General features: G+C 60.5%; 15 protein-coding genes and 1 tRNA gene. 4 read left to right on the forward strand and 12 right to left on the reverse strand.

All coding sequences use genetic code 11. The features are described from left to right. Nucleotides 1-170 precede the first annotated feature (170 nt). From Q7T10_RS20075 to Q7T10_RS20095, 5 genes are read right to left on the reverse strand one after another with little or no spacing between them, the layout of a single operon-like run. Nucleotides 171-509: a hypothetical protein gene (locus Q7T10_RS20075; protein ID WP_304751571.1), complete on the reverse strand. Its 339-nt coding sequence runs from the start codon at nt 507-509 to the stop codon at nt 171-173. 13 nt (nt 510-522) lie between these two features. After that, complete coding sequence (gene mobF / locus Q7T10_RS20080) at nt 523-3,120, reverse strand: MobF family relaxase (protein WP_304751573.1); 2,598 nt, start codon at nt 3,118-3,120, stop codon at nt 523-525. Further along, nucleotides 3,114-4,382 (reverse strand): type IV secretion system DNA-binding domain-containing protein, encoded by a 1,269-nt coding sequence (locus tag Q7T10_RS20085; RefSeq protein ID WP_304751575.1) that lies wholly within the window; start codon nt 4,380-4,382, stop codon nt 3,114-3,116. Before Q7T10_RS20085 ends, mobF begins: the two co-directional genes overlap by 7 nt. 3 nt (nt 4,383-4,385) lie before the next feature. Further along, nucleotides 4,386-4,715 (reverse strand): hypothetical protein, encoded by a 330-nt coding sequence (locus Q7T10_RS20090; RefSeq protein WP_304751577.1) that lies wholly within the window; start codon nt 4,713-4,715, stop codon nt 4,386-4,388. Continuing rightward, nucleotides 4,712-5,080: a hypothetical protein gene (locus Q7T10_RS20095; protein WP_304751579.1), complete on the reverse strand. Its 369-nt coding sequence runs from the start codon at nt 5,078-5,080 to the stop codon at nt 4,712-4,714. Before Q7T10_RS20095 ends, Q7T10_RS20090 begins: the two co-directional genes overlap by 4 nt. 455 nt (nt 5,081-5,535) lie before the next feature. Here Q7T10_RS20095 and Q7T10_RS20100 point away from each other — a divergent pair, with 455 nt between their 5' ends. Next, nucleotides 5,536-5,754, forward strand: a complete 219-nt coding sequence (locus Q7T10_RS20100; RefSeq protein ID WP_304751580.1) for an AlpA family transcriptional regulator — start codon at nt 5,536-5,538, stop codon at nt 5,752-5,754. 161 nt (nt 5,755-5,915) lie between these two features. On the opposite strand, the gene Q7T10_RS20105 is transcribed toward Q7T10_RS20100, so the two are convergent. The 3 genes from Q7T10_RS20105 to Q7T10_RS20115 form a co-directional block, all read right to left on the reverse strand. Further along, nucleotides 5,916-7,085: a tyrosine-type recombinase/integrase gene (locus tag Q7T10_RS20105; RefSeq protein WP_304751582.1), complete on the reverse strand. Its 1,170-nt coding sequence runs from the start codon at nt 7,083-7,085 to the stop codon at nt 5,916-5,918. A gap of 557 nt (nt 7,086-7,642) precedes the next feature. After that, nucleotides 7,643-7,718 (reverse strand) — tRNA-Lys (locus Q7T10_RS20110). A gap of 114 nt (nt 7,719-7,832) precedes the next feature. Beyond that, a complete protein-coding gene (locus Q7T10_RS20115; RefSeq protein ID WP_304751584.1) occupies nt 7,833-8,702 on the reverse strand; it encodes an NAD(P)-dependent oxidoreductase in 870 nt (289 codons plus the stop codon). A gap of 163 nt (nt 8,703-8,865) precedes the next feature. Between Q7T10_RS20115 and Q7T10_RS20120 the strand changes: the two genes are divergently transcribed. Further along, nucleotides 8,866-9,729, forward strand: coding sequence for an alpha/beta hydrolase (locus Q7T10_RS20120; protein ID WP_304751586.1), 864 nt, complete (start codon nt 8,866-8,868; stop codon nt 9,727-9,729). 5 nt (nt 9,730-9,734) lie between these two features. On the opposite strand, the gene Q7T10_RS20125 is transcribed toward Q7T10_RS20120, so the two are convergent. After that, nucleotides 9,735-10,712, reverse strand: a complete 978-nt coding sequence (locus Q7T10_RS20125) for a GMP reductase (RefSeq protein WP_304751588.1) — start codon at nt 10,710-10,712, stop codon at nt 9,735-9,737. A gap of 157 nt (nt 10,713-10,869) precedes the next feature. Further along, nucleotides 10,870-11,577 carry a hypothetical protein gene (locus Q7T10_RS20130; protein ID WP_304751590.1) on the reverse strand — a complete coding sequence of 236 codons (708 nt, stop codon included), beginning with the start codon at nt 11,575-11,577 and terminating at the stop codon, nt 10,870-10,872. Between the two features lie 23 nt (nt 11,578-11,600). Between Q7T10_RS20130 and Q7T10_RS20135 the strand changes: the two genes are divergently transcribed. After that, nucleotides 11,601-14,012, forward strand: a complete 2,412-nt coding sequence (locus tag Q7T10_RS20135) for a UvrD-helicase domain-containing protein (protein WP_304751592.1) — start codon at nt 11,601-11,603, stop codon at nt 14,010-14,012. A 78-nt stretch (nt 14,013-14,090) separates the two neighbouring features. After that, complete coding sequence (locus Q7T10_RS20140) at nt 14,091-14,813, forward strand: tRNA-uridine aminocarboxypropyltransferase (protein ID WP_304751594.1); 723 nt, start codon at nt 14,091-14,093, stop codon at nt 14,811-14,813. Between the two features lie 8 nt (nt 14,814-14,821). Here Q7T10_RS20140 and Q7T10_RS20145 read toward each other — a convergent pair whose 3' ends face one another. Then, complete coding sequence (locus tag Q7T10_RS20145) at nt 14,822-15,067, reverse strand: hypothetical protein (RefSeq protein ID WP_304751596.1); 246 nt, start codon at nt 15,065-15,067, stop codon at nt 14,822-14,824. A 69-nt stretch (nt 15,068-15,136) separates the two neighbouring features. Continuing rightward, entirely contained in the window at nt 15,137-15,895 is a 759-nt protein-coding gene (locus Q7T10_RS20150; RefSeq protein ID WP_304751598.1) for a fumarylacetoacetate hydrolase family protein, read from the reverse strand. Nucleotides 15,896-15,918: the final 23 nt, after the last annotated feature.

Here is a 15,918-nt window from a genome sequence, read left to right on the forward strand (position 1 = left end):
AGTTTGCCTCAGCCTCGGCCGGTGGAATATACCCAATCGGCTCCAGCAGTCGGTGGTGGTTGAACCAGGACACCCATTCAAGGGTACGCTACCGCTTGGGTCGACCCCAATAGAGAAAGAAAAAATCCGCGCAGAGGCGGAGTTTTATATGCAAGCTCGGTCAGTGACACCTATTTGAATGAAGGGATTTCCCCGAGCGGCCACCCAACTTGATTCGAAAATCCGCGCTTTTCCATGACCCACTTTTGCAAGTGAGGGTCAGCCAACAAGAACGAGTTCACGGGCAAGCTTAAGTCGCCGTCACGCTTCGCCGCAAGTAGTACGGCAGCGCGTTCACCCGAAGAAAGCCCATCCAGGACGTCAAGTGAGCCGGTATCCTCCATTTGGTCCAAGTAACCGGACAGACGTTCGACGTGCTTCCCATGCGAGGCAGAATCCAGTGCATAAAGCGCAAAGACCAATTTTGAAAGTCTCACAATATTTCCACAATGAAGTTGATAGGACTTCATGTAGCGTATGGTTTTATCCGAGAGACCACTCACGTTGCGGTTTGATGTCCAGCGCTGCCAACTTTTCATCCTTTCGTGTCATGGCCTCTGGCAACAGTTCGCGGTCGTCGGTATAGATGGCAACCTCATTGCGCGCCCGCGAGATTGCGACGTAGTACAAGCTCTCGCTCGCCATCGCGCTCTTGATATCGGCATCGACCAATACCCGCTCGCAAGTTTGCCCCTGCGCCGCATGCACGGTGGTGCAATAGCCATGGTCCAGGTGCAAGGGTGCGTTGCTGTCCAGCGCAACGAGGGACCCGTCTGCCTTTTCGATGTGCACGCGTCCGCCATCGCTGTCCACAGCCTTCACAATGCCGGTGTCGCCGTTGATTACCTGGTGGCCGTAATCGTTGGCGGTGAAACGAACGCGGTCGCCCACCGCCAGCTCGCGGACGGCCTCCTGGAAGACCGCCACATGGGGCATGGCGGTCGGGCGCCATGTCACCTGTGCGCCGTCTTCACGCTGCATTGTGATGCACCCCGGTTCGGCGGTTACGACACGGGCGAGGTCGCCGCGTCTGAGGCCGATGCTGTCATAGTGCCGCTGCACCTGCACAATGTCGCCCGCCGAATAGCTCAGCGAGCTCTTGAGCTGCGCCTGCGTCAGGTCCTGGCGCTCCAGTATGGTCACCATCATCCCGTTGCCGGCGAGTCCGAGCTGTTGCCGCACCATGTCGTTGATGCTGGCGCGCGCGGAGTTGGTGCCAGCAACTATTAGCGTGTCCGATTGCTGCTCTGGTTGCAGCGCAGCGTAGTGGCGCGCAATCTGGGCATGCCGGTCGCCACTATGCGCAACCTCGGCAATCTTCGGCGCCAGCAGGGCCAGCGAGTCCCGCACTGCACCTGTGGCCGCGTGCTGAACGGCTTGCCGCAAGACGGCATTGGTCTGGCGCTGAATGTCGCTCATGCGTGCCACCGTCATGCCGGCCGCCTGCAGTTGTGCGAAAGGCCTTCCGGCTTCCACGGCCTTGAGCTGTTGTGTGTCACCCACGAGTACGATGCGGGCGCCAGCGTTCTCGACGACTGTCAGGACGCTGTGCATGTCCCGTGTGCTGACCATTCCCGCTTCGTCGAGCACGACCAGCGTGTTGATATTCAGGCAGCCACCGTTACGAGCCAGGAAGGCTGCGACAGTTTGAGCCGTGATACCTGCACCTTCAAGCTCTCTTGCCGCCGCCGCTGAAGGGGCTAGACCCATGATTTTCCATGGCAGACTTGCTTTCTCCTGGACCGTGCGCAGCATGTGGGTCTTGCCAGTTCCTGCCAGACCCTGCACAGCTACCACTCGATTGCGGGTGCTCAATATCAGCTCTGCGGCTGCGCGTTGGCCGACCGTTAATCCGGCCGCGCCCAGAATGGCCCGCGCATGATAGGTCTCGTGGAGACCAAAACGCAGGACGTTGCGGCCTCTTGCCTCGATAGCCATGATTTCGCGCTCACGTTGCTGCGCTGCCGTCGTCGTGTAACGCTTCCCATCCACGGTTTGAACGAGCTCACCACGCGAGACCTGGTCATGCAGGGCATTGGTTATGTCCTTCAAGTCTGCGACACCGGTACCACTGCCAAGGGCGACAGACACAAGGGCATCATGACCGACCACTGACTGGCGTTCGGTCAGGTGCTCAACGGCAAATCTCACGGCGGCTTCAATCGTCTCCCTTCGTTGCGCATCGGTCAGGGTCCACACAGGCAGAGGCGTCCAGTCGATGCCCAACGCAAGGGCCTTGTCACGCCACGCGAACCGCAGGGCGACACGGTCGATGTTCTTACTTTTCCGTTGCCGTGTATTGAGGTTGGCAAGTTCTTTTTCATGGGCGCTGGCGTGTGACCGGTCCTTACCGCGTGCGGCCAGCGCCTGGGTAATGGCTTGGCTGCGGCTGCTGAACGCTGCGACCTGTGCATCGTTGATGTGAGCCAGCTCGAAGCGTCCGTCGTGATGCGTCATGCGGATGGCAAAGCCCAATAATTGGACCTCGCGTGCCAGCTCTGCGCGGTAATACGTCCCCAGCAACTTCTGCTGCTCATAGAACGGCTTGGCATCGAGTGCGCGCCACTGTTCGTCATCACGCTGCGTCATATTGAGCACCACGCAATGGCTGTGCAGCTGTGGGTCAGTCTCACGACTCAGGTCATGCTGGAACCTGGCGGTGATGATATTGCCGCTGGCGATGGACTGGGTTTCGCTGGCGACGGTGTTGCGATATGCCGCCAGAGTGCTCTCGATGTAAGTCAACGTCCTGTCAACGGCTTTTTCATGGGCGTCGAGTAGGCGCAGGTCACCCGCCACCAGCGCTTGCATGCTGACTGATTTTGGAGCGCTAAACGTCAAATCCAGGCCTGCGGTGCGTTCGCCTTCTCCGCCCCGGTGCATCTGCTGTCCATCGGGCAGATTGCCGTCGAGCAAAGTCTTGAAGTCGGCGGCATCGACTGGGCCTGCAAGGCCAAGTGCCTTGGCACCGTCACCCCACCAGGCTGACGGCGCACGACCACCCTCGGCATAGTAGTCGTCGGCAGTCTCATAATAGTTTGCCGCGGCGTCGCTGTTGGTTACTTTCGCCAGGGTCAGCATGCGGCCTCCTCTATGAACGGCTCGATGACCGTGTCTCGCTCGCGCGGTGTCAACGTGATTCGCACGATGGGAACATCACCGGCCACCGCCAGAAACCCATGCAGGCTTGGCAACCCCGCAATTTCGCTGGGCAGCACCAGTCGCTCACGGCTTCGGCGCAGGGACTGGGACACCCCGGTGCCGCTCGCTCCTTGGCTGCGGCTTTCCTCCTCGCGCAAGACTTCACGCTCGCCGAGCGCCCGCGAGAATTCATCGGCGGTGGTTGGGTCGGTCTTGGCAATGGCCAGCACCACCAGGTTTCTAAAACAACCTCGCAGCACCGTGGCGCTTTCCTTGCCGTAAAGCCTGTCCAATTGGGCGGTGCTCTGCACGCCGACAACCGCTGCTAGACCGTGCTTGCGCCCGAGTGTCAATGCTGTCTCCAGGCTACCCAGCTTGCCCAGCGCGGCCAGCTCATCGAGTATCAGCCACACCCTGCGGTGCGGGTCAGGCGGCAGGCTTAGAACCGCGTTAGCCACAATATCGACCCATGTCGCTACCAGGGGTGAAAGCGCGGCTTGCATGTCGGCGCGCCAAGTGAGGAACAACGCCCCCGTCTCCTCCTCCAGCCAGTGACGCAATGAAAACTCGCCCGGTCGCAGATAGCGATGCGCTGCTAGGTGTGCGGTGAGCACGAAGCGGGTAGACGCCAGCGCCTTCTCTGCCCCTTCGTCGAACAGTCCCACCGCTGGCGTGCCGGCGAGCAGCGCGCCCAGCTCACGCGCGGGTGCGACGGTCGACCAGTGCAGCAATCGCTCTGTGGTGGTTTCTCCGGTGCGTACCAGTGCGCGCAAGGTTTCCGCCAGCAGAATTTGCGCATAGTGATGCCACGGCGCACTCTCGCCGTGGCCGGTCGGCACGACCGAGCATGCAAGCCGTTCGGCGTCGTAATCGCTGTGCACCTCGTTAAACAGACACCACAACTCGCTGCGAGCATCGAAGGGGTTTAGCAGGCGGTCGCCGGTTCGCGCGAACTGCCGCAGATAGTTTCCGTTTGGGTCGCAAAGAATGAAGCGCTCACCGCGCGCGGTGATGGCATCCATCATTTCTTCAATCAGGGTGGACTTGCCAGACCCCGTGGTTCCGGCTATCAAGGTGTGCAGTGTTTCGAGCTGGGCGGGTATTTCATGCCCGCCCAGCGTTAGAAGCCGGTGCCTGCCGGGCACGGGCTTGGTGGTCCCCGCTTTTGCTAAGCAGCATAAGGGTCTCCATGGGATTTCCATGGTTCAGACTTCCAGGCGCGAGCCGCGCAGGTGATGTAGGCGCAATTCGCCCTGGCGGGTCCAGCGGCGAAACAGCCAGGTGCTCAGCAAGGTGGCCAGCAGCAGGCCGGAACCGATACTCAAGGCGAGGATGGTCAAGCTGGGCCGGTCGATGGCTTGGCCGGTCAGCAGTGCGTAGAGAAGGCGCCAGCCATTGAGGGCCGGCTGCTGCAGGCCGCGCTGCCAGGCGACGGACCAGATAAGGGCTGAGCATCCGACGCTGAGTGTTAGCCAGACCAGGGCTCTATCGAGAACATTCAGCCAATGGCGCAGGAACGGGTCGTGGGTGCTCATGATGCGGTCCCGGCTGAAGTCGCCGACATGCCACTCTGCTTGAGTTGCGCCCGCACGCGCGACAGAATTTGTGCATCGCGGGCGGCGGCCAGCTCGCGCAGCAGCAGCACGGATTCAAGGGCGAGTGCCTGCTGCTTGTCGTCGGTGCCTTTGGAACCGGCGACCGGGGCCGTGGTTGCGATGGCCTCGCAGCGGCTGCTCAAGGCTTCCAGGGCGGCGACTACATCGAGCCTTTCGTGAACTGCCGTGACGGTGTCGCGGACGTATTCAGACAAAGTCAGGCTGAGTCCGTCGGCGCGCTTTTGGATGTCCCGATGCTCGTCGCGGTTGACCCGGACTTTGATAAATTGGCTGCGGACACTCATTTGCTGCCTCCTGCCTTGGAAACAGCATGGCTGCTGGGTTTGGTCGCCTTGTGCGCACAATCGTGGACCGGCGATTTCGGGGACGTGGTCCAGTCAAACTCAAGCTGCGCGCAGGTGTCCGGGGGGATTGGCTCGCAATCGGGGATTGCAGGGGTGTGTATCTTTATCTGATGGCCGATTAGGGCTGGCTTCTGGAACATGTGCTCCTCCGATGGGTTGAGATACAGCCGTATAGCAACCTGTTTATTCATTCCAGGAGAATCTGTTTTTTGGGGCACTGTGCACCGAAAAATACACCGCACGCTCCCTGCCGCGTGCCCGAGACTTACCGGCACACTCATCGGGGACCAGGTTGAAAACTCGAATTTCCGTCACAAAAAGGAAATTTCATGAATATGAGCAAACGGATAAAACCGATTCCTTGACTTGAGGTAATCAACTCTTCGGTATCCTTCATGTCAGAAATTCATCTCCTTACCAAAGAACAGGTTGTTCAGCAACTTAGCATTAGCGAACGCACACTGGAAAAACTTGTTCAGGCCTGCCAGTTCCCACCCCCTCTGCGCATTGGCAAACGCGCGCAATGGGTAGAATCCGTCGTGCACAAGTGGCTTGAAAAAAAGGTCGCGTCGCAGCTTGCCTGGGAACCCCCCAAACGCCGCCGCTCAAACTGACACGGCCAGACTGCGCGTCAGGTGCACCGTCAAAAATGCCGGCATAGCCGGCATTTTTTTCGTCTAGGCTGTATAAAAAATGGCTCCCTGCGGAGCCTTTAAAGAAGGGGCGCGGCATGAGCACCCCTCAACCGCTGGACCCTTGAAAGCCCTCGATTGTGTCAGGCCACTTTTCTCCTGAATGCATCCAGCGAAACCACTTTTCCCGATGGCTTGGCAGCAACCATTGGGCCGGGTTCAATAATGTCTTGCAGCAGTTCCCCTGAAATCTCCTGCCGGGGTAATGACGTGGATTCTGGTGTGGGGGACTCCTGCGGGGATTGCACTTTGGACTTGTTAAGGCGCTCTGCACGGCGCTGGTTCAGATGCGCATGCGGGTCTTTCGGAAAAACTGCCGGCATCACCATCACGCCAGCATTCCCGCTGGCCTTGTCCAGCGCATCTTCCAAATCCTTGCCCACCAGGTCCACATAAAACTGGGCCGTGGCAATGCTGTCATGCCCCAGCACCTGCTTAAGCTGGTGCGCACTGAGACCCCGGCGCACCCAATCGGTCGCCCCCAGGTGCCTCAGGTCCCGAAATTGCAGTTTAGGCAAACCACATTGCAAGCGAACACGGTCCCAGGTGCTATTTATGGCGGATTTGCTCATCGGAAAAATCTTTCCGTCCGGCGCCTGGGGCAGTCCAGCCAAGATAGTTTGCACCTCTTTACTCAAGGTGTAGGGACGCGTGCCGGTTTTGGTCGGCAAATAGGCGGTCCGCTCCTCGACCGAAGTGTTGGACCAGGTCATGTTGACAAGCGTATCCAGGCGCAGGGTTGACTCCTTGGCGGTAAGTGCCAGCGGCATGAAATAGGGGTTGTCGCATTCCTGAAGCGATTGGGTCAGGGCCATTTTTTGTGCCGGGGTGAGATGCACAAAGCGTCGCTGGGATTTGCCCAACTTAATACCCAGACATGGATTTTCCAGACCCTTCCAGTTCAATGTACCGACATTGTTATAGAACACCTTCAGGAGGGCAATTTCCTTTTGGATGGAACTTTCGGACAGGCCATCGTTAATCATTTGCGTCTCAAAGCCCTTGATGTCGGCATTGGATATTTGCCCGCAACGCATCTTTGCCAGCCGAAATTTATACGCAAAGGTGCCGGCACGCGCGGCGCGACGTTTGTCCACATAAGCCTGAAATTCCGGGCTCAGCGTTTTGGCTTCCATCTCCTGCACCGTGCAGCCGCCATTGCCGTTGGTAACGGCTTCCAGCAGTGGCATGCCGGCGCCTTCAAGGTAATGGTTGATGCGGGTGAGCTCCTGCGCCACGCCGTCCTTGGTCACGCTGCAATGACATGCGTAGTGGTCCAGTGCCTGGGCCAGCGTGGCACGCGTGGGGCCCCCGAGCACTGGGGCGTGCTCTGAATTGGCCAGTACCAACTGCTCGTTGCCCCAGGCAACGGCAACGGCATGTTTTTCAAAATCTTCACAGGGACGCGTGCCGTTGGCAAGCGTCACCTGGATACGCCAGTTGCCTCGGTATTTAAATGGTTTGGCAGTGTTGGAGCCCTTCTTAGCCATGGCGCACCCCCTTGGAGGTGCCTGCGTCGGCGCAGCCGCGCATAAACGGCGTGCCTATAGAGAATGTGGAGAAAAAAGAAAATAGGTTCATAGTCATCAAACAAAAGTTATTGATGACGGGTCTATTCACCGAGGTTTAGCCTTTTTGGCGTCCTCATACGAACTTGACCGTAGTGAACCGAATGCAGGCGCACCTGTATGGGTGCGCTTGCGCTATCAGTTGCGCTATCAAACGGGTCAAATAAGACCACTGGACGGCTGGAAATACAAAGGCCCCCTTGCGGAGGCCAATGAAATCAAGCACTTAGTGCTCTCTTAAGTGGTGGGTCCTGACAGATTCGAACTGTCGACCTACGGATTAAGAGTCCGCTGCTCTACCAACTGAGCTAAGAACCCACTTTTTGAAACTGGTACTGTGCCGGACGAGATGAGTACAAGAACCGCTCCACTTGGCTGTGTTTGCGCGATGCATTCCTGTGGCACAGACGTGTAGTTTATCAGGTCGAATATTCAGCGCATGCCGTTGCGGCTGGCCAGTTCCACGAAGAGGCCGGCGTGATCGAGGTCGGTGAGACCGTGGTCTATGCCGTCGCTGTACAGCTTCTCGAACAGTTGGGTGATAGGGGCGTCGAAGCCAATTTCTTCGGCGGTGGCGAGTGCGTTGCGCAAGTCTTTGAGTTGCACCGACATGCGTCCATGCGGCGTGAAATCGCGCTCCACCATGCGTTGGCCGTGCACCTGCAGGATGCGGCTGTCGGCAAATCCGCCGGTGATGGCCTCTTTGACTTTGGCCATGCTCGCGCCCCCCTTTTCACACAGCAGCAACGCCTCGGCGACTGCGCCGATGGTGATGCCCACAATCATCTGATTGGCCAGCTTGGCCAGCTGCCCTGTGCCGTGCGGCCCCACGTGGGTGGCCCGGCCGAATACCTGGAACACGGCTTGGGCGCGCTCAAAGGCAGCGGGCTTGCCGCCGACCATAATGGCCAGCGTGCCCTGTTCCGCCCCCAGCGTGCCGCCTGACACCGGGGCATCCAGGTGGGTGCGTCCCATTTCGCTCAGGCGGGCAGCATGGTCGCGCGCCTCTGCCGGTTGAATCGATGACATGTCGATCACCATGGCGTCCGGCTTCAGGGCCTTGGCCACGCCTTTTGAAAACAGGACGTCGCCGACGACGGCGCCATTCTCCAAAAGGCAGATCACGACGTCGGCCGAGTGCACGGCGTCGGCGGCCTGGGCATGAATCGTGGCGCCAAATGGGGCCAGCCGGTCGGCCTTTGTCTGTGTGCGGTTCCAGGCGTGGACCGTGTGGCCTGCCTCGCAAAGACGCCGTGCCATGGGATAACCCATCATGCCGATGCCCAGTACCGCAATTTTCATAGTCACTCCCAAATGGCAATCAATGCAAAAGAATACATCGTCGCGCGCTGCAGGCGCTAGGGTTTATACCCGTTTTGCTGTCGAAGGGCTGACGGCTACTGCGCCATATGCCAAGATTGCGGCATGAGCAAAGCAGCATTCAACGCACACAGGGGAGATCGGCATGGAAAAGCTTGACGGCAACACACTGGATCGCCTGTACAACAACCGGGCGCTGGTGCCCGACTACGCGCAGCATTTCGCGCGGTGGACACAAGCGTCAGCTGTCGCGCGCCAGTCACCGTCATGCGTGCTGGATGTGCCCTATGGTGACGGTCCCAGCGAGACGCTGGATGTTTTTCCGGGGTCGGGCGCCAGGGCACCGGTGCTGGTCTTTGTTCACGGCGGTTACTGGCGCTCGCTGGACAAGTCAGATCACTCTTTCATTGCGCCGGCTTTCACCCGCTCCGGTGCCTGTGTCGTGATTCCCAACTATGCGTTGTGCCCGGCAGTGACGATTCCAGACATCGTCCTGCAAATGGTCAAGGCGCTGGCATGGACCTGGCGGCATGTTGCCGAGTACGGGGGCGACCCCGGGCGCATCACGGTCGTGGGCCACTCGGCGGGCGGGCACCTGGCCGTAATGATGCTGGCGTGTGTGTGGAAGGCGTATTCAGAAGACCTTCCGGCCCGGTTGGTGAAGAACGCCTTGTCCATTTCGGGCTTGTACGAACTGCAATCCGTCATGCATGCGCCGTTCCTGCAGGACTCGCTGCGACTCGATGCCACGCAGGTAGCTGAGGCGAGCCCGGCCTGGTTGCCGCCGCCCGAAGTTTCAGGGGGCAGGGGTGTGCTGAATACCGTCGCTGGCGGGGCTGAGAGCGCCGCATTTTTGCAGCATAACGAGCTGATCCAGCAGGCCTGGGGCAAGAAGGTGGTGCCCGTCTGTGAAGTGCTGCCGGGGTTGAACCATTTCAGCATTCTGGAGGCCCTGACGCAGCCAGGGCACCGCCTTCATCAACTGGCGCATGGTTTGCTGTTCGGGTAGAGCACCTACATCAACAGGTGTTCCCCGGCGTTGTCGCCTCCGAGCGTGACATAGTTGACCTTGCGGATGTCCATCAGCTTCTTGCCACCTGAGTAGCTGATGGAGCTTTGTACGTCCTGCTCCATCTCCACCAGTGTGTCCGCCAGCCGGCCCTTGATGGGCTCCAGAATGCGCTTCCCCTCGACGTGTTTGTATTCGCCCTTGTTGAAGTCGCTGGCTGAGCCGTAGTACTCCTTGTACAACTTGCCGTCGACCTCCACGGTCTGGCCGGGACTTTCCTCGTGGCCGGCCAGCATGGAGCCGATCATCACCATGGTGGCGCCAAAGCGGATGGACTTGGCAATGTCACCGTGTTCGCGGATGCCGCCGTCGGCAATGATGGGCTTGGTGGCCACGCGGGCGCACCACTTCACGGCGCTCAGTTGCCAGCCGCCGGTGCCAAAGCCGGTCTTGAGCTTGGTGATGCAGACCTTGCCCGGGCCAATGCCCACTTTGGTGGCGTCGGCGCCCCAGTTTTCCAGATCAATCACAGCTTCGGGTGTGGCCACATTGCCGGCGATGATGAAGGTGGTGGGCATCTTTTCCTTCAGGTAGCCAATCATGTTTTTCACGCTGTCGGCATGGCCATGCGCGATGTCGATCGTGATGTAGTCGGGGATGAGGCCGAGGGTCAGCAGCTGGTCCACCGTGTCGTAGTCCGGTTTCTTGACGCCCAGTGAGATCGACGCATACAGGCCCCGGGCTTTCATGTCCTTGACGAACTGCACGTTGTCGAGGTCGAAGCGGTGCATCACGTAGAAGTAGCCGTTTTGCGCCAGCCAGACGCAGGTCGTCTCACTGACGACGGTCTTCATGTTGGCGGGCACCACCGGGATGCGAAAGCGGCGCTTGCCCAACTCGACGCTGGCATCGCATTCAGAACGGCTTTCCACGCGGCATTTGCGCGGCAGCAGAAGGATGTTGTCGTAGTCAAAGATTTCCATGGTCCGGGCTCCTGGTCAATTAAGTTGATAGAAGAGCGCTTGGACTGGGCCCGGATCGTGTTCTTGCTTGCTGACAGGCAGGGCAGAAACAAAAAACCGGGCCGCAATTGCTTGGGCCCGGTGATTGATTCTATCGAGTTCTTTCCCCAGACGGTGGCTATCGGGCCTCAGGCGACGCACAAACCGACTGGGCGGCAGTCAGCACCCGGCCGTGGCCATCCTGCACCCAGCCCACCACGCGCAGTCGCTCCGGTGTGGCACCCTGCGGGATGTTCAAGGGGCGCATCTCCCGAAAAACATGATGCTCTGATTTTGATAGCTGCTCAGGCTTATTCCACGTGGACAGGAGCACATTTCTGACCAGATTTCTTTCCAGCGGGCTGCCTTCGGTGCCGGCTGGAATGGTTTCCACCAGAACCAGCCACGCGCTCCAGTTTTCGCGTGGTTGGGGCATCCGCGTGGTTTTCAGTTCGATCGAGGCGCCGAGGTAGCCGCCCACCGCCACGCCATGCGCCACTCGCAGCCTGTGGGAACGGGCGCCGACCACCTTGGCCGTCGTCATTGACGATGCGGTGGGCACCGGGCGCCCCAGGGCTTCCAGCCGCGTTTGTGCGTCCCGGATGGCGGCGGCCGACAGGGGTGCGTCGTCGCCTCGCTCGCTGGGCACGATCCAGTCGAGCGTCAACGCCCGGGCCGATGGTTTCAATGTTTGAGGGCTGCTCCAGCACGCCTCGCAGTCCGCACTGATGAAGCGCTCGACCAGGGTGACCGGTGTGGCTTGCCCATCACTGGCGCACAGCGATTGGGCGCCTGCGCCGGGTGCCAGGCAGGTGCTCAGAGCCATCACAAGCAAAAGACGTTTCATCCGGGGCTTTCTACAATGCCTGCATGTTCTCAGAAATTTCCCGACAGGGCGAGCAGGATTCCCCGCTGCTGCAAAACCTCAACCCCGAGCAACGTGCCGCCGTGACCTTGCCGGCCGAGCATGCGCTGATTCTGGCGGGGGCTGGTTCGGGCAAGACCCGAGTGCTGACCACCCGCATTGCCTGGCTGTTGCAGACCGGTCAGGTGACGCCCGGTGGGGTGCTGGCCGTGACGTTTACCAATAAGGCGGCCAAGGAATTGATGACGCGCCTCACCAGCATGTTGCCGGTGAACGTGCACGGCATGTGGATTGGCACTTTCCATGGCCTGTGCAACCGCTTTTTGCGCGCCCATTTTAAAATTGCCAACCTGCCGCAAAGTTTCCAGATTCTGGACACGCAGGATCAGCTGTCAAGCATCAAGCGTCTGTACAAGCAGTTCAACGTCGACGACGAACGCTTTCCGGCGAAAAAAATGCAGCAGTTCATCGGCGGCTGCAAGGAAGAAGGGCTGCGCCCCAACATGGTGGAAGTGCGCGACGAAGAAACCCGCAAAAAGGTTGAGATCTACCAGCTGTATGAAGACCAGTGCCAGCGCGAAGGCGTGGTTGATTTTGGCGAGCTGATGCTGCGCAGCTTTGAGGTGCTGCGCGACAACGACCCGATTCGGGAGCACTACCAGCGCCGTTTTCGTCACATCCTGATCGACGAGTTCCAGGACACCAACAAACTGCAGTACGCGTGGATCAAGATGCTGGCCGGCACCGGTGCGCACGGCTCGGTGGATGATGCGTCCGCCTTCAACCCAAGCGGGTGTGTGCTGGCGGTGGGCGACGATGACCAGAGCATCTACGCCTTTCGTGGTGCACGCGTGGGCAACATGGCCGACTTCGTGCGTGAGTTCAAGGTGAAACACCAGATCAAGCTGGAGGAAAACTACCGCAGCGGCAGCAATATCCTGGATTCGGCCAATGAGCTCATCAGCTACAACACCAAGCGGCTGGGCAAGAACCTGCGCACGGCGCAGGGCCCGGGTGAGCCGGTGCGCGTGTTTGAAGCGACCAGCGATTTTGCCGAGGCGCAGTGGATGGTGGACGAGATGAAGCAGCTGGTGCGCGAGGATGTCGAAAGAAAGGAAATAGCGGTGCTGTACCGCAGCAATGCGCAGAGCCGGGTCATTGAGACCGCCTTGTTCAACGCCGCCGTGCCGTACAAGGTGTATGGCGGATTGCGATTTTTTGAGCGCGCGGAAATCAAGAACGCGCTGGCCTATTTGCGCCTGCTGGAGAACCCGCGCGATGACACCAGCTTTCTGCGCGCCGTGAATTTTCCGCCGCGCGGCATCGGCCTGCGCAGCCTGGAGCAGCTGCAAGACTTGGCGCGCGCCAGCGGCTGCGCGCTGAGTGATGCCGTGAGCGGCCTCACTGGCAAGGCGGGCACCAACATCGGCGCCTTTCTGGCCGGGATTGACGTCTTGCGCGAGCAGACCCAAGGCATGAAGCTGAGTGAAATCGTGGAACAGATGCTGGAGCACAGCGGTTTGATTGCCCATTACAAGGCCGACCGCGAAGGCGCCGACCGGGTAGAGAATCTGGAAGAGCTGGTCAACGCTGCTGCCAGTTTTGTCTCGCTGGAGAACTTCGGGCGGGATGCGGCGGCGCGTCCGATCGATGAGCAGGGCCGTGCCTTGACGCAGTCCCCGGCGTCACAGGGTCTGGACCTCAACCAGGCGCTGCTGGAGGAGTTGGCCCCCGATGCCGACACCGGCGAAACCCTGTCGCCGCTGGCCGCCTTCCTGTCGCACGCGGCGCTGGAGGCGGGCGACAACCAGGCGCAGGCCGGGCAGGATGCCATCCAGCTCATGACGGTGCATTCCAGCAAGGGCCTGGAGTTTGACTGTGTCTTCATCACCGGCATGGAAGAAGGCCTGTTCCCGCACGAAAACTCGATGAGCGACCGCGATGGGCTGGAGGAAGAACGGCGCCTGATGTATGTCGCCATCACCCGCGCGCGCAAACGGCTGTACCTGAGCCACTCGCAAACCCGCATGTTGCATGGGCAGACGCGCTACAACCTGAAGAGCCGGTTTTTTGAGGAGCTGCCGGAAGCGGCGCTGAAATGGATCACCCCCAGAAACCAGGGCTTTGGTTCTGGCGTTGCTATAAATTCAGGAGCTGGTGGCGCTTATTCCACGGGGGCTAGAGGCTCATATGGCACTGATTATTCGAAGTTTGCGGCGGCACCCGTTCCCGTTCAGAAAGCGGAGCCATCCCACGGCCTGCGCGCTGGCATGAAGGTGTTTCACGCCAAGTTCGGTGAAGGCACGGTGCAAACACTCGAAGGTGTGGGTGACGATGCACGGGCGCAGATCAACTTCCCGCGCCATGGCGTGAAATGGCTGGCGCTGAGCGTCGCCAAGCTGACGCCGGTGCCCTGATCTTTTCCCTGCTCGGCTCTTCTTCAACCCACTGACACACCCCATGTCCTGCGTCATCTTTTACCTGCGGCGAGCGGCATGAGCCATGCGGTCGCCCGCTTGCGCGATGTGCGCATGGCGCGCCGTGACACGCCCTTTATCGCCCGTGGTTCGCGCGCGCCGCGCTGCCCCGGTTGCCGGGTGATCTTCAGCCACTGCCTGTGCGCCTTGCGCCCACAGGTGCCTACCCAGGCTGGTATGTGCCTGATCATGTGCGACATCGAGCCGCTCAAACCCAGCAATACCGGCTGGTTGATCGCCGATGTGGTGAAGGACACCGCCGCCTTTGGCTGGTCGCGCACGGAGGTGGACCCCGCCTTACTAACCCTGCTGGCCGACCCGCAGTGGGAGCCCTATCTGGTGTTTCCCGGCGAATTTGTACCTGCCGAACGGGTAGTCACCGAGGTGCAGGTGCCCTCCGGAAAACGGCCGCTGTTTGTCTTGCTCGATGCCACCTGGCCCGAAGCGCGCAAGATGTTTCGCAAAAGCCCCTATCTCAACCACTTGCCGGTGCTCAGCCTGCAGCCGGAACAACTCTCGCGCTACCGCCTGCGTCGCTCGACGCGCGATGACCATCTGTGCACCTCGGAGGTCGCCGCACTGTGTCTGGCCTTGGGCGGTGAGCCGCATGCGGCCCAGACGCTGGAGGCCTATCTGGACGTCTTCACCAGCCACTACCTGAATGCCAAACAGTCCGTGCCGCCGGATCTGGAAGACGCAGCGCATCAGCGCTTGCGTGCCCTCGCCATGCCTGCGCCGTAAGCCACAGGCTACGTGATTTTGAAGACGGTCCGAATCTTCTTTGAACCGGATTTTTCTTCGTAAACAGCCCACTGCTTGATTCCTTTGACAAGGACCAATGTGCTGATGTCTTTCACAGAAGTCTTGGCCTTCAGCTTGGCCGTGACCCAGTCCTGAACGTGCGGATAGGTGCTACCTTGCTTGCCGGTGGGAACCAGCAATTCTTTGTCACCCACTACGCCCATAGATGTGACGAAGAGTTCGGTTGCTGGCATTTTTTGCTCTCGATTGTGTTTGATGTGGATGCACGGTCAGGCAGCAAGGTCAGCCTGTTGGCCGCCTGGCTACAGCTGTGCCGTCAGATGGCCCAGGCCGGCAAAGTGGACGCTGACGCGATCACCCGGCTGGACCGGCAAGCAGCCGACCCAGGAGCCGGTGGTCACCACCGTACCGGCCGCGACGGTGGCCCCATGGCGCGTCAGATGCTGCAACCAGGCGGGCAGCAGCCAGGCCGGGTCGTTCAGTGAATGGCTGCCGGTATGCTTGATCGGCGGTTGGCTGCCAATCTGGATCTGGCAGGTCTGAGTCGACCAGTCACGAGCCGCATAAGGCTGCCAGGGGCCCAACAGCAGGCCGGCATGCGATTGATGATCGGCCATGCGCAACAGCGCCGGCGCAGCCAGACCCTCGGCCCAGCGCGAGGCCACCAACTCCACCGAGACGGCCATCGAATCGACCCAGTACCCGGCAGTCTCAGGCGCCATGGCGCGCGCCGCCTCGGGGCTGACATCGCGGCCCAGGCGCAGCGCCACTTCTGCCTCCACGCCCAGCAGGGGCCCCAGCCCGTCTGCTGGGTTGACGCCCGCGGGGTCCAGGGGTGCATGACTGAATGGGCCGGACCGGGTAGTGCCGCCGGACTTCCAGTGCCGCACCAGCGGACCCTCAAGCCAGCCCAGTGCCGCGGCCACGCCGTCCTGCACCGTGTAGGCCTCGGCCTCGCTGTGGATCGCGCTGGCCCAGTCGGCAGCGCGCAGCGTCTGTCCGCTCAGGCGGGCCTGGGTGAGGGCGGTAATCAGCGTCTGGGGATCGGGGCGGACGGGCATGGCAGCAGCGGGTGGTTCGGGCA

Origin of the sequence: Rhodoferax sp. (assembly GCF_030646845.1) — a bacterium.
Taxonomy (GTDB): Bacteria; Pseudomonadota; Gammaproteobacteria; order Burkholderiales; family Burkholderiaceae_C; genus Rhodoferax.